General features: G+C 73.5%; 25 protein-coding genes and 1 tRNA gene. 7 read left to right on the forward strand and 19 right to left on the reverse strand.

Annotated elements, in window-relative coordinates; all coding sequences use genetic code 11:
* The 5 genes from ACH4ZX_RS10260 to ACH4ZX_RS10280 all read right to left on the reverse strand — a co-directional run bounded on the left by ACH4ZX_RS10260 (position 1) and on the right by ACH4ZX_RS10280 (position 3,486).
* Positions 1–1,035, reverse strand: coding sequence for a phosphotransferase family protein (locus ACH4ZX_RS10260; RefSeq protein WP_398270449.1), 1,035 nt, complete (start codon positions 1,033–1,035; stop codon positions 1–3).
* Positions 1,036–1,176: 141 nt separating this feature from the next.
* Complete coding sequence (locus ACH4ZX_RS10265) at positions 1,177–1,500, reverse strand: DUF202 domain-containing protein (protein ID WP_398270452.1); 324 nt, start codon at positions 1,498–1,500, stop codon at positions 1,177–1,179.
* Positions 1,497–1,889, reverse strand: coding sequence for a DUF202 domain-containing protein (locus ACH4ZX_RS10270; RefSeq protein ID WP_360759803.1), 393 nt, complete (start codon positions 1,887–1,889; stop codon positions 1,497–1,499). Before ACH4ZX_RS10270 ends, ACH4ZX_RS10265 begins: the two co-directional genes overlap by 4 nt.
* A gap of 92 nt (positions 1,890–1,981) precedes the next feature.
* Positions 1,982–2,497, reverse strand: a complete 516-nt coding sequence (locus ACH4ZX_RS10275) for an NUDIX domain-containing protein (protein WP_351891866.1) — start codon at positions 2,495–2,497, stop codon at positions 1,982–1,984.
* Positions 2,498–2,592: 95 nt separating this feature from the next.
* On the reverse strand, positions 2,593–3,486 hold the full coding sequence (locus tag ACH4ZX_RS10280) for a DMT family transporter (protein WP_398270456.1): 894 nt from the start codon (positions 3,484–3,486) through the stop codon (positions 2,593–2,595).
* Positions 3,487–3,892: 406 nt separating this feature from the next.
* On the opposite strand from ACH4ZX_RS10280, the gene ACH4ZX_RS10285 reads away from it, so the two are divergent.
* The 3 genes from ACH4ZX_RS10285 (at position 3,893) to ACH4ZX_RS10295 (ending at position 6,286) form a co-directional block, all read left to right on the forward strand.
* Positions 3,893–4,843 (forward strand): hypothetical protein, encoded by a 951-nt coding sequence (locus tag ACH4ZX_RS10285; RefSeq protein ID WP_398270459.1) that lies wholly within the window; start codon positions 3,893–3,895, stop codon positions 4,841–4,843.
* A 107-nt stretch (positions 4,844–4,950) separates the two neighbouring features.
* Complete coding sequence (locus tag ACH4ZX_RS10290; protein ID WP_398270462.1) at positions 4,951–5,676, forward strand: molybdopterin-dependent oxidoreductase; 726 nt, start codon at positions 4,951–4,953, stop codon at positions 5,674–5,676.
* Positions 5,660–6,286 (forward strand): cytochrome b/b6 domain-containing protein, encoded by a 627-nt coding sequence (locus ACH4ZX_RS10295; RefSeq protein ID WP_398270465.1) that lies wholly within the window; start codon positions 5,660–5,662, stop codon positions 6,284–6,286. Before ACH4ZX_RS10290 ends, ACH4ZX_RS10295 begins: the two co-directional genes overlap by 17 nt.
* A gap of 63 nt (positions 6,287–6,349) precedes the next feature.
* On the opposite strand, the gene ACH4ZX_RS10300 is transcribed toward ACH4ZX_RS10295, so the two are convergent.
* Together ACH4ZX_RS10300 and ACH4ZX_RS10305 are read right to left on the reverse strand one after the other, a co-directional pair.
* Entirely contained in the window at positions 6,350–7,747 is a 1,398-nt protein-coding gene (locus ACH4ZX_RS10300; protein ID WP_398270468.1) for a GntP family permease, read from the reverse strand.
* Between the two features lie 104 nt (positions 7,748–7,851).
* Complete coding sequence (locus ACH4ZX_RS10305; RefSeq protein WP_398270472.1) at positions 7,852–8,370, reverse strand: gluconokinase; 519 nt, start codon at positions 8,368–8,370, stop codon at positions 7,852–7,854.
* A 139-nt stretch (positions 8,371–8,509) separates the two neighbouring features.
* On the opposite strand from ACH4ZX_RS10305, the gene ACH4ZX_RS10310 reads away from it, so the two are divergent.
* Positions 8,510–9,211 carry a FadR/GntR family transcriptional regulator gene (locus ACH4ZX_RS10310; RefSeq protein ID WP_360752212.1) on the forward strand — a complete coding sequence of 234 codons (702 nt, stop codon included), beginning with the start codon at positions 8,510–8,512 and terminating at the stop codon, positions 9,209–9,211.
* A gap of 36 nt (positions 9,212–9,247) precedes the next feature.
* Here ACH4ZX_RS10310 and ACH4ZX_RS10315 read toward each other — a convergent pair whose 3' ends face one another.
* From ACH4ZX_RS10315 to ACH4ZX_RS10365, 11 genes are all read right to left on the reverse strand, one after another.
* Positions 9,248–9,670, reverse strand: a complete 423-nt coding sequence (locus tag ACH4ZX_RS10315) for a YchJ family protein (RefSeq protein WP_398270476.1) — start codon at positions 9,668–9,670, stop codon at positions 9,248–9,250.
* Positions 9,671–9,752: 82 nt separating this feature from the next.
* The gene (locus ACH4ZX_RS10320; RefSeq protein WP_398270479.1) at positions 9,753–10,442 is read right to left on the reverse strand and encodes a DUF4389 domain-containing protein; all 690 of its coding nucleotides are present in this window, start codon (positions 10,440–10,442) and stop codon (positions 9,753–9,755) included.
* Between the two features lie 6 nt (positions 10,443–10,448).
* Positions 10,449–11,165, reverse strand: a complete 717-nt coding sequence (locus tag ACH4ZX_RS10325) for a CBS domain-containing protein (protein ID WP_398270482.1) — start codon at positions 11,163–11,165, stop codon at positions 10,449–10,451.
* Positions 11,166–11,855: 690 nt separating this feature from the next.
* On the reverse strand, positions 11,856–12,752 hold the full coding sequence (locus ACH4ZX_RS10330) for a universal stress protein (RefSeq protein WP_398270485.1): 897 nt from the start codon (positions 12,750–12,752) through the stop codon (positions 11,856–11,858).
* A 138-nt stretch (positions 12,753–12,890) separates the two neighbouring features.
* Positions 12,891–13,316, reverse strand: coding sequence for a pyridoxamine 5'-phosphate oxidase family protein (locus ACH4ZX_RS10335; protein WP_398270488.1), 426 nt, complete (start codon positions 13,314–13,316; stop codon positions 12,891–12,893).
* 94 nt (positions 13,317–13,410) lie between these two features.
* Complete coding sequence (locus ACH4ZX_RS10340; protein ID WP_398270491.1) at positions 13,411–14,637, reverse strand: PAS domain S-box protein; 1,227 nt, start codon at positions 14,635–14,637, stop codon at positions 13,411–13,413.
* Positions 14,638–14,678: 41 nt separating this feature from the next.
* On the reverse strand, positions 14,679–15,674 hold the full coding sequence (locus tag ACH4ZX_RS10345; protein WP_398270494.1) for a SpoIIE family protein phosphatase: 996 nt from the start codon (positions 15,672–15,674) through the stop codon (positions 14,679–14,681).
* 49 nt (positions 15,675–15,723) lie between these two features.
* Positions 15,724–16,152: an anti-sigma regulatory factor gene (locus tag ACH4ZX_RS10350; RefSeq protein WP_360752191.1), complete on the reverse strand. Its 429-nt coding sequence runs from the start codon at positions 16,150–16,152 to the stop codon at positions 15,724–15,726.
* Positions 16,149–16,535 carry an STAS domain-containing protein gene (locus ACH4ZX_RS10355; RefSeq protein WP_324788775.1) on the reverse strand — a complete coding sequence of 129 codons (387 nt, stop codon included), beginning with the start codon at positions 16,533–16,535 and terminating at the stop codon, positions 16,149–16,151. Before ACH4ZX_RS10355 ends, ACH4ZX_RS10350 begins: the two co-directional genes overlap by 4 nt.
* Positions 16,535–17,752 (reverse strand): PAS domain S-box protein, encoded by a 1,218-nt coding sequence (locus ACH4ZX_RS10360; RefSeq protein WP_398270498.1) that lies wholly within the window; start codon positions 17,750–17,752, stop codon positions 16,535–16,537. Before ACH4ZX_RS10360 ends, ACH4ZX_RS10355 begins: the two co-directional genes overlap by 1 nt.
* Before the next feature lie 188 nt (positions 17,753–17,940).
* A tRNA-Leu gene (locus tag ACH4ZX_RS10365) sits at positions 17,941–18,025 on the reverse strand.
* Between the two features lie 185 nt (positions 18,026–18,210).
* On the opposite strand from ACH4ZX_RS10365, the gene ACH4ZX_RS10370 reads away from it, so the two are divergent.
* The 3 genes from ACH4ZX_RS10370 (at position 18,211) to ACH4ZX_RS10380 (ending at position 20,836) form a co-directional block, all read left to right on the forward strand.
* Positions 18,211–19,536 carry a M20/M25/M40 family metallo-hydrolase gene (locus ACH4ZX_RS10370; protein ID WP_398270501.1) on the forward strand — a complete coding sequence of 442 codons (1,326 nt, stop codon included), beginning with the start codon at positions 18,211–18,213 and terminating at the stop codon, positions 19,534–19,536.
* A 137-nt stretch (positions 19,537–19,673) separates the two neighbouring features.
* Entirely contained in the window at positions 19,674–19,907 is a 234-nt protein-coding gene (chpH, locus tag ACH4ZX_RS10375; RefSeq protein ID WP_398270504.1) for a chaplin ChpH, read from the forward strand.
* Between the two features lie 128 nt (positions 19,908–20,035).
* On the forward strand, positions 20,036–20,836 hold the full coding sequence (locus ACH4ZX_RS10380; RefSeq protein WP_398270507.1) for a chaplin family protein: 801 nt from the start codon (positions 20,036–20,038) through the stop codon (positions 20,834–20,836).
* A gap of 70 nt (positions 20,837–20,906) precedes the next feature.
* Here ACH4ZX_RS10380 and ACH4ZX_RS10385 read toward each other — a convergent pair whose 3' ends face one another.
* The gene (locus tag ACH4ZX_RS10385; RefSeq protein ID WP_007380901.1) at positions 20,907–21,095 is read right to left on the reverse strand and encodes a DUF5703 family protein; all 189 of its coding nucleotides are present in this window, start codon (positions 21,093–21,095) and stop codon (positions 20,907–20,909) included.
* Positions 21,096–21,100: the final 5 nt, after the last annotated feature.

The following is a 21,100-nucleotide window of genomic DNA, read 5'->3' on the forward strand; positions in this document are numbered from 1 at the left end:
TCAGCCTTCCTGGAGTCCTGCTTGAAGAGTCGTCAGACCGTGCTCGATGAAGACCGGGACCAGATCGCCGATGCGGTCGAAGCCGCGGCCGACCGTCTGGCCCAGGGTGTAGCGGTAGTGGATGCCCTCGAGGATCACGGCGAGCTTGAACCAGGCGAACGCCGTGTACCAGGACACCGCGGAGACGTCCCGCCCGGAGCGGGCGGCGTAGCGCTCGATCAGCTCGGCCGGGGACGGGTGGCCGGGGGCCTGGGCCGTGGTGGAGACGGGGGAGTCGGGCATGCCCAGGGGCGTGCTGTACATCACCAGCAGGCCCAGGTCGGTGAGCGGGTCGCCGAGCGTCGACATCTCCCAGTCCAGGATCGCCTTGATGACGTCGTCGTCGCCGATCAGGACGTTGTCCAGCCGGTAGTCGCCGTGCACGACGGTCGGCGCGGGGGAGACGGGCAGCCGCCGGCCGAGCGCCGCGTGCAGCTCGTCGATGCCGGGCAGCGCGCGGTTGCGGGAGGCGTCCAGCTGCTTCCCCCACCGCCGCAACTGCCGGTCCAGGAAACCCTCCGGGCGCCCGAAGTCCGCCAGGCCGACCTCGGCCGGGTCCACGCCGTGCAGCTCGACCAGCGTGTCCACCAGCGACAGCACCGCCTGCCGCGTGCGCTCCTGGCCCAGCGGGGCGAGCTGGTCGGCGGTGCGGTACGGGGTGCCCTGGACGAACTCCATGACGTAGAACGGCGCCCCGAGCACCTCCTCGTCCTCGCACAGCAGCACCGGGGTCGGCACCGGTACGTCCGTCGGGTGCAGCGCGCTGATCACCCGGTGCTCGCGCTTCATGTCGTGGGCGGTGGCGAGGACGTGCCCGAGCGGCGGCCGTCGGACGACCCACTTCGAGACGCCGTCCTCGACCGCGTACGTCAGGTTCGACCGCCCGCCTTCGATCAGCCGGCCGGTCAGGGGTGCCTGCACCAGGCCGGGCCGCTCGCGGTCGAGCAGGCCGCGCAGCCGGTCGAGATCGAGACCTGGCGGATGGTCGGGGCTCATCGGTGCTCCTTACGCGCGCGTGAACATGACTGACGCGACCATCATGCCGACTGGTCGGTATGCCGTCCAGTGCGGGCGCCCAACGTGATCGGAACCACGACAGGCCGGTCCCGGGAAGTCCGGAGTCCTATGGCCGAAGTCCTACAGAACGAGCGCCGCGCCGCACAGCGCCAGGGCCACGGTGCACAGGACCGCCGCCGCGGCGTGGCGCGGGCCGAGCGCGGACGGGCCGGGTGCCGCGGCGAGGGCGCGGATGCGGAGGTGGGCCAGCAGCAGGAACACCGCCCACAGCAGGCAGCACAGCGCGCCCACGGCGATGCCGGAGGCGGAGGGGCCTTCGTGCAGGGCCGTCTTCACGGCGAGCACGACGACGGCGGCGCTGGACAGGGTCGTACGACGCCAGGCCAGCCGGGTGCGCTCGGGCTGCAGCCCGGGGTCCCGCTCCCGGCCCGCGGGCGCGCTCACCCCTCCCACCCGACGAGCACGACGACGACCATCGCGACGGCGACGACGGCGACCACCACGCCCAGCACCGCCGGGAACCGCGACACCGGCAGGTCCTCGCCCCGCCGCATGGCCCGCTCGCAGCGCACCCAGTGGTTGACCGCGCGCAGGGCGCACAGCACGCCCGCCCCCAGCAGCGCGAGCGCCAGCCCGACGCGCCAGCCCCAGCGCAGATCGGGCAGGAACTGGTCCACCGCGAAGCCGCCGCCGATCAGCGCGAGCCCGGTGCGCAGCCAGGCCAGGAAGGTGCGTTCGTTCGCCAGCGAGAACCGGTAGTCGGGGGTCCTGCCCTCGTCCCGGATCCGCTCGGGGGCGAACCACAGGCGGACGTTCCGTACCCATGCGTCGATCACGCCGCGACCTTATCGGGCTCCCCGGAGGCAGCGGGCTCCCCGGAGGCGCCGGGTGCCCCGGAGGGGCCGGGCTCCCCGCAGGCGCCGGGTCAGCCCATCGACCGGAACGCCTTCAGCCGCTCGTACGCCGCCAGGCCGTCCGGCGTCCACTCCCACTCCGTCAGCCGCCGCTCCACCTCGTCCTCCGTCAGGAACGCGTGCCAGGCCACCTCCTCGGCCTGCGGGCTGACCGGCATCTCGCAGCGCACCTCGTACACCGCCGACCACCAGCTGCGGCCCGCGCCGTCGTCGTAGAGGAACTTGAACAGGAACCGCGGGCTGGGCAGGCCGCTCACGCCCAGTTCCTCCTCCGCCTCGCGCAGCGCCGCCTCGTCGTAGGACTCGCCGGCCGCGACCACGCCGCCGACGAACATGTCGTGGAGGGAGGGGTAGACCAGCTTGGTCGGGGTGCGGCGGTGGACGAAGACCCGGCCCTCGGCGTCGCGGGCCAGGATGAAGGCGCACCGGTGGCGCAGGCTCCGGGCGTACGCCTCGCCGCGCGGGGAACGGGCGACGACGCGGTCGTTCTCGTCGACGATGTCGATGATCTCGTCAGCAGCGCTCATGGGATCATCCAAGCAGCACGCCGCTCGCGGGGTCACCGTAGCGGCACCCGGCTGATGGGGTCACCGGAGCGGCACACCGGGGGACCGGGGGTCGGTCACTGCGGCTGCAGGTCGCGGACCCGTTCCGGCTTCGCCGTGCCCGTGGGCATCGCCGGGTGCAGCCCGAGCAGCACGATGCCCGTGACGATCGCCGCGAGCCCGGCCGCCTCCCAGGCCAGCGCCCCGGTGTCGGTGCGCAGCCGGTCGCCGAGGAAACCCACCCCGCACAGGATGCCGGCCAGCGGCTGGGCCGCGGTCAGGGCCGGCAGGGACATCCGCAGGGGCGCGGTCTCGAAGGCGCTCTGCACCAGCACCAGGCCGGTGACGCCGAGCGCCAGCACGCCGTACGGCTGCCAGCCGGTCACCAGCTCGGTGAGGCCGCCGGCGGAGAAGCGCTGGCCACTGATCCGGGTGAGGGCGTCCTGGACGCCGTAGAGCAGGCCCGCCGCCAGGGACAGCAGGACCGGCGCCGCGCTCAGGCGCGAGCGCTTGGCGCAGGCGGTCAGCAGCAGCGCGAGCCCGACCACGGCGCCGATGATCAGCCAGTGGCGCAGCGGGTCGGCGACCGCGGTGCCGCCGCGCGGCGCGCCCGCCACGATGAAGGCGGTCACCCCGCCCGCCAGCAGGGCGAGGCCCGCCCAGCCCTGGCGGCCCAGCGGCTGCCCGGTCTGCCTGCGGGAGAATGCGAGAGCGAACAGCAGGTTCGTGGCGAGGAGGGGCTCCACGAAGGAGACCTCGCCCCGGCCGAGCGCGACGGCGCCCAGGGCCATGCCCGCCACCATGAGCGCCGTACCGCCCAGCCAGCGCTCCACCCTCATCAGGTCGAGGAGCAGCCGCGGCGAGAGGAAGTCGCTCAGCGGCGCCCGCTGGGCCGCGTTCTGCTGGAGCACGAATCCGAGGCCCAGGCAGCAGGCAGCGCTCACGGCGAGAAGGAGAACCAGAACCGACACGCTGCGTACCTCGATCAGTTCGGCCGGGCTACGGGGCGGTTAGTGGCCGACTGTAGCGTCCCGGGCACGGGCGTGCCCCGAGAGCCGGCGAACACATCGACCCGGCCACGGCGCGCCGCCCGGTCGGGGCGCGGGGCGTGACCGTGCCGCCATGGTCCGACGCCCCGACCGGCCGCGCCATGGCGTACGCCACACGGCGGGGCAGGGCGTACGCCACACGGCGGGGCGGGACGCACCGGCGTCACGGCCGGGCCGCCCGGCAAGTGCTCCCGCTGGTGGGGACGTTGACGCGTGTAACGGGAGTCCGGGCCTTGACGTGAGTCTTTGCTGAGGGTTTGCTGTGCGTGATCAGTCGACGGCAAACCGGAACCCCGACGCGAGCCGCGTCGCGTGAGGAAGTCCCGCGGTGTCCCCACCCCCGCCATCCCTCGGCAGGGGCCGCAAAGGCGCGGCCCAGGCCCTTGACGCCGCCCTGGACGACGACGAACTCGTCGAGGCGAAGGCCTCGTTGTCGCAGGGACGATGGCAGGCCGCCCGCTCCCTGCTGGCGCACACGGGCGACGACTGGGACCGCCGCGGCCACCGGGTGACCGTCCTCGCCCTGGAGCCCTACAGCTCCGCCTGGGCCCGGGACTGGATGTTCACCGAGCCCGGCTGCCCCGACGCCGCCGTACTGCTCGCGATGTCCCTGGTGCAGCGGGCCCTGCGGGGCAAGGAGAGACCGGACCGTGCCCGCGAGGCCTGCCGGGCCGCCGCCGCGCGCCTGCCCGCCGACCCCACCCCGTGGCTGGGGATGCTGATGCTGGAACGCGCCTCGGGCGCCGACGACGAGGTCGGACGCCTGTTCGGCGAGATCCGCGGCCGGTACGCCGACCACCACCACGCCCACCACCTGATGGTCGCCCGCCTCGCCGAGCGCCACGCCGACGCCGGCCCCGACCCGCTGCACGAGGTGTACGACTTCGCCGACTGGGCCGCCGCACAGGCCCCGGCCGACTCGCCGCTCGCCGTCCTGCCGGTCGTCGCGCACGCCGAGCGCTACCGCGCGCTGGCCACCGCCGGGCACGAGCCCGCCGACCCGGCCGCCTCGCAGCACTGGAGCGGGCACCGGGCCCGGCAGGTGCTGAAGGCCGCCTTCGACTGGTGGCTGGAGTGGGAGCACGAGGGCCACCCGCGCCGCCTGATCGACCTGAACTACCTCGCCCACGCCAAGGTCTGCGAGGGCAGCGGCGCGGAGGCCGCCGCCCTGTTCCACCGCATCGGCGAGCACGCCACCCCGGCGCCCTGGTCCTACCCCGGCCGCGACCCCTACCCCGCCTTCCGCGCCGCCCGCGCCGCCGTGCTCGGCAGGGGATGACCCGCGGGTCCCGGCCCGGTGAGAACCGCGTGAGAAGAGATGACGGAACTCTGACGGGCGCCCGCGTTCCCTGGCCCGGCCGGGGCCGCGGGTGCTCGAATGAAGGGGTGAACTCCGAACCGCCCGAAGAACGCGGCGCACCGGTCGGCCGCCGCGTCTTCCTCGGCACCCTCGGCCTGGGCGCCCTCGGCGTCCTCGCGGCGCCCACCCTGCAGCGCGGCCTGGAGGCGTTCCTCGGCGGCGCCGCCGACAAGGACCCCACCGGCCTGACCGGGCTGCTGCCCAACGGCGGCGGCTTCCGCTACTACTCGGTCGCCTCCTCCGTACCGCACAAGAGCGCCGCCGACTACCGCCTCACCGTCGGCGGCCTCGTCGAACGCCCCGCCTCCTACACGCTCGCCGAACTGCGCGCCCTGCCGCAGACCCGGCTGGTCAGGGACGTCCAGTGCGTCACCGGCTGGCGGGTGCCCGACACGCCCTTCGAGGGGGTGCGGCTGTCCCGGCTGCTCGACGCCGCCGGAGTGCGGGCGGGGGCCGGGGCGGTGCGCTTCACCTGCTTCGACGGCGCCTACACCGAGAGCCTCACCCTCGACCAGGCCCGCCGCGCGGACGTCCTGGTCGCCCTGCGCATGCGGGACGAGGACATCGGCCACGCCCACGGCGGCCCCGTCCGCCTCTACGTGGCGCCCATGTACTTCTACAAGTCCGCCAAGTGGCTGTCCGGCATCACCGTCACCGAGGACGTGCGGCCCGGCTACTGGGAGGAACGCGGCTACGACGTCGACGCCTGGGTCGGCCGGTCGAACGGGCGGGACGATGACCCCACGAGCTGAGGCGAGGACGCCGCCGGTCGCCGAGGTCCGCCGGTTCGGCCCGGTGCAGCGGTGGGTGCACCGCACCACGGCCGCGCTGATGGGCGTGTGCGTGGTCACCGCGGCCTTCCTCTACGTCCCCGAACTCGCCGAACTCGTCGGCCGCCGCGAACTGGTCGTCCGCGTCCACGAGTGGGCCGGCCTCGCCCTGCCCGTGCCCGTCCTGGCGGGCCTGTTCTCCCGCGGCTTCCGGGCCGACCTGGGCCGGCTCAACCGCTTCGGCCCCCACGACCGGCTCTGGCTGCGCGCGGCCCTGCGCCGCGACAAGCGCCGCTCCGCCCGCCCGGCGGCCAAGTTCAACGCCGGGCAGAAGGTCTACGCCGCCTGGATCGCCGGGGCGACGCTGGTGATGCTGGGCACCGGCCTCATGATGTGGTTCACGCATCTCACGCCGATCCGGTGGCGCACCGGCGCGACCTTCGTCCACGACTGGCTGGCCCTCACCGTCGGCGTCGTCCTCGCCGGCCACATCGGCATGGCGCTCGGCGACCCGGAGGCCCGGCGCGGGCTGCGCACCGGGACGGTGAGCCGCGAGTGGGCCGACCGGGAGCACTCCCTGTGGCGCTGCTGACGGCGGGCGAGGGGACGGGCCGGAGCCGCGCCGGGGCGCCACCGCCCCGGCGCGCGGCCCGTTTCAGATGACCAGTGACAGCAGCATGACCAGGCCGCCCGCGACCACCGAGATGATCGTCTCCATGACGGACCAGCTCTTGACGGTCTGCCCGATGCTCAGCCCGAAGTACTCCTTCACCAGCCAGAACCCGGCGTCGTTGACGTGGCTGAAGAAGAGGGAGCCGGCGCCGACGGCCAGGACCAGCAGGGCGGCGTGCGCGGTCGACATGTCGGCCGCGAGCGGGGCGACCAGGCCGGCCGCCGAGATCGTCGCCACGGTCGCCGAACCGGTCGCGAGCCGGATCCCGACCGCGATCAGCCAGCCCAGCAGCAGGGCCGGTATGGACCAGTCCTCGGAGATGTCCAGGATCATCCGGCCCACCCCGCAGTCGATCAGCGTCTGCTTGAAGCCGCCGCCCGCGCCGACGATCAGCAGGATGCCGGCGATGGGCGCCAGGCTGCTCTCCACCGTCCGCTGGATCCGCTCCTTGCCGAAGCCGGCCGCCCGGCCCAGCGTGAACATGCCGACGATGACGGCGGCGAGCAGGGCGATCAGCGGGGAGCCGACGACGTCGAAGACGCGCTGGGTGGTGTTCGCGGGGTCGTCGATCACGAGGTCGACCAGCGCCTTGGACAGCATCAGCACGACCGGCAGCAGCACGGTGGCCAGCGTCGGCCCGAACGCGGGCCGCCGCTCCAGTTCCTCGGAGGCGCGCGGCGGCAGCATGCGCTCCGGGACCGGCGCGTCCACCCAGCGGGCGGCGACCTTCGAGAACAGCGGCCCGGCGACGATCACCGTGGGGACGGCGACCAGCACACCGAGGGCGAGGGTGACGCCCAGGTCGGCGTGGAGGGCGTCGATCGCGACCAGCGGCCCGGGGTGCGGCGGCACCAGCCCGTGCATCACGGACAGGCCCGCGAGCGCCGGGACGCCGATGCGCATCAGCGAGTAGTTGCCGCGCCGGGCGACCATCAGCACGACCGGGATCAGCAGCACGATGCCGACCTCGAAGAACAGCGGCAGACCGATCACCGAGGCGATCAGCACCATGGCCCACGGCATCGCGCGCCCGCCCGCCCTGGCGAGGATCGTGTCGACGATCTCGTCGGCGCCGCCGGAGTCGGCGAGCAGCTTGCCGAGGATCGCGCCGAGGGCGATCAGCACGCCCACGCCGGCGACCGTGGAGCCGAGCCCGGTGGTGAAACTGGTGATCGCCTTGTCGAGCGGCGCCCCGGCGATCGCGCCGAGCGCCAGCGAGCCGATGGTCAGCGCCAGGAAGGCGTGCAGCTTGAACCGGGTGATGAGCAGGACGATGACGGCGATGCCCGCCAGGACGGCGATGCCCAGCTGAGCGTGACCGGCCGAGGTGATCGGCTCGGGCGCGTCCGCTGCCAGCATCTCGACGCTGAGTCTGGTCACGGTTTTCCCTTGCAGGTACGGGGGACGGGGGAGTGGTGTCGGGCGAGGCGCTGCCCGGTACTACCGGGCCGGGCCGGGCAGCACCGGGCCGGGCGGAGGCGCCGCTATCGGGCCGGGCGGGACAGCGCGGCCAGCGCGCCGACGGCCCGTTCGGTGATCTCCTCGGGACTGCCCGCGACGTCCACCTCGACGCCCGCCTCGTCCGGCCCGAGCGGCTGGAGCGTGGCGAACTGGGAGTCGAGCAGCGCCGTGGGCATGAAGTGCCCCTGCCGGTGCGACATCCGGTCCTCGACGAGGGCCCGGTCGCCGGTGAGGTGGACGAAGACGGCGCCGGGAGCGGCGGCCCTGAGCCGGTCGCGGTACGACCGCTTCAGCGCCGAGCAGCTGACCACCCCGCCCAGCCCGTCACGGTCGTGCGCCCAGGTGCCGATGGCGTCGAGCCACGGCCACCGGTCCGCGTCACCGAGCGGGATCCCGGCCGACATCTTGGCGATGTTGGCCGACGGGTGGAAGTCGTCGCCCTCGGCGTACGGAACGCCGAGCCGGGCCGCGAGCAGGGGACCGATGGTGGTCTTCCCGGTGCCCGCGACACCCATCACGACGACGACCTGGGGGGTGCTCATTGGCTGCCTCACTGTCTGCTGTCCTCGTCGGCACCTGATTGCCGACGCCACTGAAACCGATTAGGTACGACGAATTCAAGGGTCTGTGACGAATAAGTCTGACTTTTTCTGGCCGTGACGTGCCCCGTACGCTGAGTGCATGAGCACAACGGGCCGGGGGCTGCACGGCCGCGTACTGGACACCCTCGGCCCCGCGATCACCGCGGGCGAGTATCCGCCGGGCAGTGTCCTGCGCACGGACGAGCTGGCGCAGCGTTTCGAGGTGTCACGCTCGGTGATGCGCGAGGCCGTACGCGTCCTGGAGTCGATGCACCTGGTGGAGTCGCGCCGCCGGGTGGGCGTCACGGTGCGGCCGACCGCCGAGTGGAACGTCTACGACCCGCAGGTCATCCGCTGGCGGCTGGCCGGCGCCGACCGCCCGCGGCAGTTGCGCTCGCTCACGGTGCTGCGCTCGGCGGTCGAACCGGTCGCCGCGGGACTGGCCGCCCGGCACGCATCCCCCGAGCAGTGCGCCGAACTCACCGAGTGCGCGCTCGGCATGGTGGCCAACTCACGCGGCCACCGGCTCCAGGGGTACCTCGTCCACGACATCGCCTTCCACCGGGTGATCCTCACCGCGTCCGGCAACGAGATGTTCGCCCGCCTCGGTGACGTCGTCGCCGAGGTCCTGGCCGGCCGCACCCAGCACGAGGTCATGTTCGAGGACCCCGACCCGGCCGCCGTCACCCTCCACGTCCAGGTCGCCGAAGCGGTGCGCGAGGGCGACGCGGAGCGCGCGGAACGGCTGACCCGCGAGATCACCGTGGGCGCCCTGCGGGAACTGGACGTCCTGGCGCCGTAGCGGCCTTCCGGCCGCCCCCCATTCTCTTCGGAGCTCTCAGCCGAGGAAGTCCCCGTCGACGTACACCCACGCCCCGTCGACCCGTTCGAACCGGCTGCGCTCGTGCAGCGAACCGCCCCGGTACGACGCCCGGAAGGTCACCGTCCCGGTGGTGTGGAAGGCCGAGCCGTCGGCGGCGCCGAGGATCTCCAGCCCCGTCCAGCGCGTCCCGGGGTCGAAGTCGACCCGCACGGGGCGCGTGCGCGGGTGCCAGGTGCGCAGCAGGTAGGCCTCGTCGAGGCGCACGAAGGCGGCGTAGCGCGAGCGCATCAGCGCCTCGGCCGTCGGCGCCGCGGCCTCGCCCCGGTGGAAGCGGCCGCAGCACTCCTCGTAGGTCTCCGCGCGGCCGCACGGACAGGCGGGCCGGTGGGCGTGCGCGGAGCCGCGCTGCGGGCGGGGCCGGGAGGTACGTCGGGACATGCGCCCCATTGTGCTGCACCCGGTGAGCCGGGGGCCGCGGCAGACCGCCTTCCGCGCAGCACCAGGCCCAACAGGGCCGTGGTCACGGCCGGTCCCGCACCCCGCTTGCCGTCCCCGCCGTGCCCGTGCCCGGTTCGGCGCCGCCCATGTCGAGGCGGAACGGCGGATAGCTGTCCGTCATCAGGCCGGCGTATGCGGCGACCCGCAGCACCCAGCGGTTCAGGCCCAGGACCAGGTCGAACAGGGACTTGGGGTACTCCTCGGTGAACGCCAGCGTCACGGCCGCGATCAGCACCAGCCCGCCGACCAGCCCGCCGCCCCACCAGCCGAGATTGATGCCGCTCAGGAAGAACCAGAGGACGACGTAGTGCGGTATCGCCAGCAGCCACCACTTCACCAGCACCAGGCCGCGGGAGAGGCGCTCGGGGTAGGCGATGTCCAGCCGCGCCGGGTAGTCCGGCTCCGCACCCAGGCTGAAGGGCGGGTACCGGTCGGTGCCCAGGGCGCCGTACGAGTAGTAGGCCACCCGCCAGCTCCAGCGCAGCACCCCCAGACTGAAGTCGAACAGGGCCCGCGGATAGCGCTCGGTGAACAGGACGGCGAAGAACGCGACCACGCTCACCGCGACGAACGCGATCCACAGGAAGAACAGCACCACGTAGTGCGGGATCAGCAGGATCCACTTCACCAGCCACAGCCACCGGGACAGCGGCTCGTCCAGCTCCGCGTCCACGCGGACCGGGGTGCCCGGGGACGCCGCGAGGGTCGTCATGACGGATCAGCTCCTTCCGGCGGTGCTCGCCCCGGTGGACCGATGCATCTCGGACGGACGCGTGTCGTCGTCGCGGTACGTCAGACCGTTCACGACGCCGACCACCCCGTCCACCCGCCACGTCAGCCGGATCACGAGCGGGACGTCGGAGCGGTTCTCCACCTGCCCGTCGAGCGTGACCATGCCGTCCCGGACCGAGACGGTCACGGCGTACGCGGGCAGGCACATCGTGCCGGTCAGCACCTCGTCGATCACGTCCTGGCGGATCTCCTCGTCCGAGCGCAGGAACACCCGCAGCAGATCCCGCCGGGTGGCGATGCCGATCAGCCGGTCCTCCTCGTCCACCACCGGGAGCCGGTCGACGCCGTGGCGCTCCATGATGCGCGCGGCGGCCTCGACGGCCTGCTCCGGGTGCACGGTGACGGCGGGGCTCGACATCATCTCCCCGGCCGTGGTGGCCCGGGCGACGGCGGCCGCGCGCCGGGCGCGGCGCGGCGCGGGCAGCATCCGCAGCCGCCGCACCTGTCCGCCGGCGGGGCCGGCCGCCTGGCGGCGGATCAGATCGGTCTCGGAGACCACCCCGAGGACCTTGTCGTCGTGGTCCACCACGGGCAGCCCGCTGATCCGGTGCTCGGCCAGCAGCCGGGCGACGTCCTTGAACGACGTCTCCCGGTGAGCCTCGACCACCTCGCGGGTCATCACCTCGCCGACGATGCGGGCCATCACGACCACTCCCTTCTCGCCCACCGTCCACGAACAGGCGCGACGGAGTTCTGCTGAGCCGACCCGCCCGGCCGGGGTACGGCCCTGCGGAGCGCGGCGGTTTGTGCGGCGGACACCGGGAGCCGGATGACCCGGGCGGCGCTGTGACCGCCAGGTCGTCGCGGACCGCTCCGGACAGCCGGCGCCCCGATGCTCTTCAAGGCTCCCGCGCGGCGATCCGCCGGTGCAGGGGCCGAGCGTCCTGCCCCGCAGGACCGAACCGCCCCACCGGATCGGCCGTCCCGCCGTCTCCCGGCCCGGGCCGGCCGCCCGGCCACGGCCCTTTCGGCCACGCACGGGAGCCGGAGGACCCAGATCCCGCGCCCGTCCCAGGCACGCGCCTGCCCGCCTGCCCCGGCCGCGCCGCGCCTGCCCGGACGCGTGCCGCCCCGCCACCGTCCCGCGACGCTGCCGGCCCGGCGGGTGCGCCGCCCGGACGGCACCGCGAGCCGCCCGGTCCCGGGCCGAGACGCGCGAAGGCCGCCCCGCCGAAGCGGGGCGGCCATGGCCGGGCGTCCTCACGGACCTCCGTCGAGCGGCCTCAGGGGCCTCCGTCGAGCGGCCTCTGGGGCCTGCGTCGAGCGGCCTCTGGGGCCTTCGCCGGGCGGCCCCAGGGGCCTGCGTCGCGCGGCCTCGTACCGGGCCGCCGGGTCACTCGTGCGGAACCACCGCGACGGGCGCCTTGGCGTGGTGCAGCACCGCGTGCGCGACCGGCCCGATCCGCGCGCCGAGCGGGGTACGCCGGATGCGCCGGCCGACCACGACCAGCGACGCGTCGGCCGCGGCGTCCACCAGATGACCGCCGGCGTTGCCTATCACGGCGTCCTCGACGACCTCCACACCGGGGAACTTCTCGCGCCACGGCGCCAGGGCGGCCTTGACGGCGCCCGCCTCCTGACGGGCCAGCTCCTCGTTCAGCGCCTGGTCGGTGGCGGCCCCGTAGGCGAAGTAGGGCGGCAGGCTCCAGCCGTGCACCACGCGCAGCCGCGCCGCGCGGCGGGACGCCGACTCGAACGCGAACGCGATGACCGTCGCGTCGGGGTGCTCGTGGTCCAGCCCGAGCACGACGTCCCGGTAGGGCGTCCCGGCCGACGGGCGGCCCTCCGCGTCCGGCCGGCGCTCGTCCTCCGGGCGCGTGCCGGAACGCACCAGGACGACGGGCCGGTCGGTCTGGGCGACGACCCCGAGACCGACGGAGCCGACCAGGAACCCGGTGACGCCGCCCAGCCCACGGGAGCCGATGACCAGCGGGTCGGCTCCCTCGGAGGCCTCCAGCAGCGCCGTCGCGGGCGCCTGCGACACCTGCTCGTAGGTGATCGTCAGGCCGGGGTGGCCACGGTGCAGCTGCTCCGTCGCCTCCCGCAGGATCCGCAGTGCCCAGTGCTGGTGCGTCGAGTCCTCCGACGCCGGCTCGGCGTACCGCTGCCAGTCCCAGGCGTGCACCAGGTGCAGAGGGAGACCCCGCATCTCGGCCTCACGAGCGGCCCACTCGGCGGCCGCGAGGCTCGCGGGCGATCCGTCGAGTCCGACGGTCACGTTACGGGTCATGGCAGGACCTCCCGGTCGTACAACAAGTGTGCGGTGCTTCGATCACATGATGGCAGGGGTGATCAACACGGCGGCAGGGCCGAGCGGCCCGTGATCACGGTGGCTTTCGGCCCCCTCACCCGGAGCCGCGGACGCCCTTCAGCACCCGGAGCCGCGGACGCCCTTCAGCTCACGCCCGGTGACGATCTCCGCCTCGATCCGCACGAAGACCCCCTCTGGCAACGGCATCCAGGAGCGCGGGCCGGTCCTGGTCAGGCGCTCGTGCTCGGCGGGGTCGGTCACCACGGTGGCGCGGCCGGTGACGACCACGCTCCAGCCGGACCGGGCCTCGGCGTCGAAGTCGTCCGCCTCGAAGGCGACCACGACCCCGTCCACCGCGCGCACCAGTTCCGACGCGGCCGACGTGCGCAACAGCACGGAGAAGTCGTCGTCCAGGGAGAAGTTGACGGGCAGAACGGCGGGCAGCGCGTGGCGCGTGTACACGACACGGCCGACCGGCACCTTGGTCAGCAGGCGCAGACACTCCTGCCGGTCGAGTATGCGGAAGCCGTCCCCATCCACCATCCGGCCATGGTCTCGCCCGGACCGCACCGGCGTTTAGGGCCGGTCGGCCCTGTTTGCCGGGCCGAGCCGCACCGTCTGGGCGCGTCTGGGTGCCCTACCCGATCCGGGCGGCGGGCCGGGCCGGCGGCGGCGATCCGGCCGCGCTGAGGGGAATGCGCCAGCACAGCCGGGTGCCGCCCTCGGGCCGGCCGGCCACCTCGAAGGCGCCGCCGAGCTTCTCCGCCCGGCGCCGCATGTTGGTCAGACCGCTGCTGCGGGTGGGCCGGCCGATGCCGCGGCCGTTGTCGACGACCTCCAGCAGCAGCTCGTCCGCCGCGTGCACGGTGACCTGGACGGCGGTGGCCTGGGCGTGCCGGGCGATGTTGGACAGCGCCTCGCGCAGCACGGCGAGCAGATGCGCGGCCGTCTCGTCCGGCAGCGCGGCGTCGACCGGGCCCTCGAACGCGACCGCGGGCGCGAACCCGAGCCGGTGCTGCGCCGAGGACGTCTCGTCGATGACCTGGGCGCGCAGGCTGGCCGCCTTCTGCGTCGGCTGGTTGAGGTCGAAGATGGTGTTGCGCAGTTCCCGGATGGTGGAGTCGAGCTCGTCGATGACCCGGTTGACCCGGCCGGCGGTGTCGGCGTCGGCGCCGCGGGCGGCGATGCTCTGCAGCGCCAGACCGGCCCCGAACACCCGCTGGATGACCATGTCGTGCAGGTCGCGGGCGATGCGCTCGCGCTCGGCCATCACCTCGCGGTCGGCACGCGCCGCGGCCAGCTCGGCCTGGGCGGCGAGCTGCTGGGTGATGTCGCGCAGCACGGTGCAGAAACCGACCAGGTCGCCGTCGGGGTCGCGCATCGCGGAGACCGTGACGGCCACGTCGACCTCGGTGCCGTCGGCACGGCGCCAGCTGCTCTGGTGCGGCTCGGCGTGCTGCCGCGAACGGATCTGCTCCACCGCGGAACGGTAGGCGGCGAGCGCCGCGTCCGGCATCAGGTCGTCCACCGACCGGCCCACGACGTCCCGCTCGCTGCGGCCGAACAGCCGCTCGGCGCCCGGATTCCAGGTCTCGACGCGGTCGGCGCGGTCCACCGAGAGCATGGCGTCGTCGGAGGAGGCCACGATGGCCGCGAGCCGTGCCTCGGCCGCCCGGGCGGCCTCCAGCTCGGTGTGCAGGGCGATCAGACCCCGGTTGGTGTCCTCCAGCTCCTGGCGCAGCTCGTCGAGCAGCCGGTCACGCGTGTCCGGCTCCGGCCGCCCACCGGTCGCGTCGTCGGTCGCGTCGTCGGTGACGGCGGAGTGTGCGCCTCCGTCGGCCCGGAGGTCGCGCGGATTCTCCATGTCAGGACCGCCCTTCGCCTCCGTCACCTGCGACCCGATCATCATGCCACGCGGTCGGTGCCGCGGACCACGAGCACCGTGGCGTCGTCCGTGGGCCGGCCGAAGTCCCGCTGGACGACCGCCGCGACGATCGCCGGATGCCGCCGCGTCAGCAGCGGGTGCTCCTCCAGGTTCCAGCCGGACCGGATCCCGTCCGAGACCAGGACGAGCGTCGATTCCGGCTCCCAGGGGCAGCGCTGGATCCGGGTGCCGGGCACGGGCAGGTGGGTGCCCAGGGTGCCGGGCCGGTCCAGCAGATGGACGGACCGGGCGCCGGTGTACACCCGCCCGGTGATGTTCCCGACGGCCGCGTACGACAGCTCGCCCCGGCCGGCGTCTATCAGGCACGTGCCCAGCACACCGCCCCGGGTGCCGCGCATCGCCTCGTGCGCCTGCCGGACGAACCGTTCCAGATCGGTGACCGGCTGCCGTTCGAACGCGGTGACCGCGGCGCGCGACGCGGCGGCCGCGCCGGAACCGTGCCCCAGCCCGTCGACCACCAGCGCGGCCAGCGTCGGGCCGGGCGCGACCGTCCAGGAGTCACCCGACTCCCCGTCCCCGCCGTAGGGCACGTTGACGCCGCCGAAACGCCACCGGGCGTCCGGGCCGGACCCCGCGGTGCCCAGCCGCGCGTACACGACCGTGCCGCGCCGCGTGGAGTACCAGTCGAACTCGACCGCGTTCCGGCGTACGACCCGCAGCCCCGCGCTCAGCCCGCCACCCCGGAACGGACCCGCCTGGGCGGCCACGGCGCCGTCCGCGGCCGGCGCGAGGGCGCTGCCCGTCATCCCCGGCCCGCTGTCGACGGACAGCAGCTCGATCCCGTCCCCGGCCCTGCGCACCAGCACGTAACCGCCGGGATGGGCGTGCCGGACCAGGTTCGTGCCCAGCTCGGTCGCGACCAGCTCGGCCGTGCCCGGACGCAGCCCGGTCTGCGCGGCGGCCAGCCGGGCGACCGACCGGCGCAGCGCACCGACGTCCTCCTCGGCGGCGATCATGTGCCGCTGGTGTTCGCTCTCGCTCAGCGCCGTCGCACCCCTGTCGCCCCTACCGCTGCCATTTCACGATCACCACCGTGGTGCCCGTCCCCGGGACGGAGGTGAGGGTCATGTCGTCCACCAGCCGCCGGGCTCCCGGCAGCCCCAGCCCGAGGCTGCCCTTGGTGCTGAAACCGTCGGTCAGCGCCGCGTCGATGTCCGCGATGCCCGGACCGTCGTCGCTGAACGTGGCCCGCACCCCGCGGCGCCCCTGGCGGAACACCTGCTCCACGCTGATACGGCCGCGGCGGCCGGTGGCGTAGTTGAGGATGTTGCGGGCCAGCTCGCTGCCCGCCGTGATCAGTTTCGTGGCGTCCACCAGGTTCAGACCTGCCGCGTCGGCCTCGGCGCGCAGCACCTTGCGGACCCGGATCAGGTCGGCCTCGTGGGCGATGGCGAAGGCGTCCGCCTCGCGGCCGGTCGTGGCATCCGTCGTCACGGGCGGTCCGCACCCGAGTCGCCGCGGCGCAGCCGGCGCAGCAGCGCCAGCCCCTGCTCGGCGTTGAGCGCGGTGTCCAGGTGCCCCATGGGGACGCCCAGCTCCACCAGCGTGATGGCCACCGCGGGCTGGATCCCCACCACGGCCGCCTGCGCGCCCAGCAGCCGCACCATCGCCACGATCCGGGCGAGCACCCGGGCGATGAAGGAGTCCACCACGCTCAGCCGGCTGACGTCGATCAGCATGCCGCTCGCGGAGGTCCGCGCGACCTCCCGGGTGAGCTGCTCCTCGATCTGGATCACCGTGGTGTCGTCGAGGTCGCCCTGCAACGCCACCAGCAGCGTGTCGCCGATCTGCATGACCGGCACCACGTCCTCGGTCATCACACCTCACCCCCGGTCAGCGCACGCGCGGCCAGCTCCGCCGAGCCGGCCCGCTCGGCCAGCACCGCCAGCGCCAGCTGGAGCGCGTCCTGCAGGGTGTTGCGGGAGCGCAGCCGTCCCATGTCGATGCCCAGGTGCACCATGGACTGGGCGGTCTCGGGGCGCACCCCGCTCATGATGCTCACCGTGCCCATCAGCGCGGCCGCCTGCACCGTCTTCAGCAGGTGCTGGGCGACCTGCGTGTCGATGGTGGGCACCCCGCTGATGTCCAGGATGGCCACCTCGGCCTGGGTCTGGGCGATCTTCTCCAGCAGGCCCTCGGTCAGCCGCGTCGCCCGCAGCGTGTCCAGGGTGCCGATGATCGGCAGCGCCAGGACCTTGTCCCACACCTGGATCACCGGCGTCGACAGCTCCAGGATCTCGTCCCGCTGCCGCTGCAGCCGCTGCTCGGTCTCCCGGCGCTCGGTGACGTCCCGGATCGCGGCGGCCACCAGCCGGCCCTCGGCGGTCTCCAGCGGGCTCAGACTGATCTCGACGGGGAACTCGGTGCCGTCCCGGCGCATTCCGTACAGCTCCAGGCCCGCGCCCATCGGCCGCAGCCGCGGGTCGTGCAGGAAGCCCGTGCGGTGGCCGACGTGCCGGTCGCGGAACCGCGACGGCACCAGGACCTCGATCTCCCGGCCGACCAGTTCGTCGCGCTGGAAACCGAACAGCGCCTCGGTCTGCCGGTTGACCAGGACGATCCGCGCGTCGTCGCCGACGATCACCATGGCGTCCGGCGCCGACTCCAGCAGGCCGTGGAACAGCGACTCGGTCCGCGCGCTCTCGGTGACGTCCTGGAACGTCTTGACGAAGCCGGTCACCCTGCCGTCCGCCTCCCGCACCGGCGTCAGCGTGACCCGGGCGAGGAACCGCTCGCCGCTCTTGCGCACCCGCCAGCCCTGGAACGCCCGGCGGCCGTCCTGCCGGGCCGCGTCCAGCTCCTGCTCGACCAGTCCCGCGTCGCGGTCCTCCGAGGTGTGCAGCGTCGCCACCGACCTGCCCACGATCTCGTCGGACCCGTAACCGGTCATGGCCTGCGCGGTCCGGCTCCAGCGGACCACCTCGCCCTCGGGACCCAGCTTGATGACGGCCTGGTCGGTGACCGCGTCCAGCATCGCCTCGAGATCGCGCAGGCTGCCCTGCGGGTCCCGGTCGCCTTCCGATGACCTCGTCATTCCGGCCTGCCTCCCGCGTCCTCGGTCCCCACCGGGCACCCGCCGCGGGCGCCCCGTTCCCGGCGCGGCCGATGCTACTTGCTCCCTCGGCGAAGATCAGCACCACGGACCCCGGAAGTGATCACGGCGATTCCCGGAAAACGCACTGTGCGGGCCGAGAGTCCTCTCGGCCCGCACAGCGGATCCAGTGTCCGAGGGGGGACTTGAACCCCCACGCCCGATAAAGGGCACTAGCACCTCAAGCTAGCGCGTCTGCCATTCCGCCACCCGGACAAGGTGTGCGTCGTGCGGGTTTCCCCCGCAGCGACGAAGGAAACATTACCAGGCTTTCGAGGGCCCCTGATCACCCCCCGTCCCCGCGTGAACGGCGTGTGACGGGCCGGGCCCGGTCTTGGGGCCGGGCGGCCGGCGGGGGGAGGATGAGGGGACCACCAGCAGTGACAGCGGGAGGAAGCAGCGTGAGCGAGACGGACACGACCGGCGGCGTCACCGGTCAGGACGAGGTCGTGGACCTCTGCCGCGAGCTGATCCAGATCGACACCAGCAACTACGGCGACCACTCGGGGCCGGGCGAGCGCGCGGCGGCGGAGTACGTCGCGGAGAAGCTCGCCGAAGTGGGTCTGGAACCGCGGATCTTCGAGTCGCATCCGGGACGCGCCTCCACGGTCGCCCGGATCGAGGGCGAGGACCCCTCCCGGCCCGCGCTGCTCATCCACGGCCACCTCGACGTCGTACCGGCCAACGCGGCCGACTGGACGTACGACCCCTTCTCCGGCGAGGTCGAGGACGGGTGCGTGTGGGGACGCGGCGCCGTCGACATGAAGGACATGGACGCGATGACCCTGGCGGTCGTCCGCGACCGGCTGCGCAGCGGGCGCAGGCCCCCGCGGGACATCGTGCTCGCCTTCCTGGCGGACGAGGAGGCGGGCGGCACGTACGGCGCCCGGTACCTCGTCGACCACCACCCGGACCTGTTCGAGGGCGTGACCGAGGCGATCAGCGAGGTGGGCGGCTTCTCGTTCACCGTCAGCGAGCAGCGGCGGCTGTACCTGATCCAGACGGCCGAGAAGGGCATGCACTGGATGAAGCTGACCGTGGCGGGCACCGCCGGGCACGGGTCGATGATCCACCGGGACAACGCCATCACCGAGCTGTCGGAGGCGGTCGCCCGGCTGGGACGGCACAAGTTCCCGGTGCGGGTGACCAAGACGACCCGGGCCTTCCTCGACGAGCTCGGCGACGCGCTCGGCACCGAACTCGACCCGGAGGACATGGAGTCGACCCTCGCCCGGCTCGGCGGCATCGCCAAGCTCATCGGCGCGAGCCTCAGCAACACCGCCAACCCCACGCAGCTGGGCGCCGGCTACAAGGTCAACGTCATCCCGGGCGAGGCCACCGCGCACGTCGACGGGCGGTTCCTGCCGGGGTACGAGGAGGAGTTCCTCGCCGACCTCGACCGGATCCTCGGGCCGAAGGTGCGGCGCGAGGACGTGCACGCCGACAAGGCCGTGGAGACCTCCTTCGACGGGGCGCTCGTGGAGGCCATGCAGTCCTCGCTGCTGGCCGAGGACCCGGCCGCGAAGGCCATCCCCTTCATGCTCTCCGCCGGCACCGACGCCAAGTCCTTCGACGACCTGGGCATCCGCGGCTTCGGCTTCGTGCCGCTGAAGCTGCCGCCGGAACTGGACTTCGCGGGCATGTTCCACGGGGTCGACGAGCGGGTGCCGGTGGAGGGACTGAAGTTCGGTGTGCGTGTCCTGGACCGTTTCATCGACGCGTCGTGATCTCCTTTATTCGGCCGCGCGTGCGGCCGTGACTGAGAAGAGTGAATGCGACCATAAGCTGGTAGCTCCATTCACGCCTCCTCGTTACAGGTGATGCGATCCGCTGCTTGGGATCGCATTGCCAACCAGGAGGAATAATGATCAAGAAGGTCGTCGCTGCTGCGGCTGCCACCGGTGGTCTGGTTCTCGCGGGTGCGGGCCTGGCTGTCGCCGACTCGGGCGCTCAGGGTGCCGCCGTGCACTCCCCGGGTGTCGCGTCCGGCAACGTCATCCAGGCGCCCGTTCACACCCAGGTGAACCTCTGCGGCAACACGGTCTCCGTGATCGGGCTGCTGAACCCTGCCTTCGGCAACTTCTGCATCAACAAGTGATGCCGGCCCGCTGAGGGTCGTTTTCACGCCCGTCGGCTCCGGAGCGTGCGCCATGCGCTCCGGAGCCGACCGGCCTTTGGTGCAGCTGGTTCCAGGTCAGATTTTCGAAGGCAGGGGAGGATTCAGGAATGCGACAGGCCACTCGTAAGGGCTTGATGACCGTGGCGGCCGCGACCGGCGTGATCGCCGCCGCGAGCGGATACGCGCACGCCGACGCGGGCGCGAGCGGCGCCACGTCCGACTCGCCCGGCGTGCTGTCGGGCAACACGGTGCAGGCGCCGGTGCACGTGCCGATCAACGCGTGCGGCAACACGATCAACGTCGTCGGGCTGCTCAACCCGGCGATCGGCAACACATGCGTCAACCAGGGCGGCGGCAGCGGCTCATCGGGCGGGTACGGCGACTCCGGAGGGCACGGCGGCTCCGGGGGCGCGCAGGCCGGCGGGCACACCGGCGGCTCGCCCGGCGTCGGCTCGGGCAACCACGTCCAGGCCCCGATCGACGTGCCGGTCAACGCCTGCGGCAACATCGTCGACATCGTCGGCCTCGGCAACGCCGCCGCCGGCAACAGCTGCGGCAACGGCGGCGGCCACCACCACACGCCTCCGGGCGGCGGCCACCAGACGCCCCCGCCCGGGCAGCCGGAGCACCCGGGCCACCCCGGCGGTCCCGAGCACCCGGGTCACCCCGGCGGTCCCGAGCAGCCGGGCCACCCCGGCGGCCACACGCCGCCCACCAGGGGCGGCCAGACGCCCGGCGGCTCCTCGCACGTCAACCACCCGGGCACCCGGTCGCTCACCCCGCCCGGGGGCGGCGCACAGCTCGCCCACACGGGAAGCGGCCTCCCGCTGGGCATCACCCTCCCGGTCGGCGCGGGCGCGCTGCTGGCCGGCACGGTGCTCTACCGCAAGGCCCGCGCCTGGGCGTAACCGTTCGCACGCACGAAACGGAGCGGGCCCCGCCTCGGCGGGGCCCGCTCCGTTTCGTCGTCGCCCGAACTCACCACGTGGCGCGCACCTGGCGGATGATCCGCCGACGCAACCGCACCCTGCGGCTGCCGTCGCGCATCAGGCTCAGACGGTCCAACTCCCAGTGACCGTACTCGGCATGGTCCGTCAGCAGACGTGTGGCGTCCTTGCGGGAGACCCCGCGCGGCACGTACACGTCGACAAATTCGTATTCCGGCATCGCAT

Origin of the sequence: Streptomyces sp. NPDC020490 (assembly GCF_044335305.1) — a bacterium.
Taxonomy (GTDB): Bacteria; Actinomycetota; Actinomycetes; order Streptomycetales; family Streptomycetaceae; genus Streptomyces.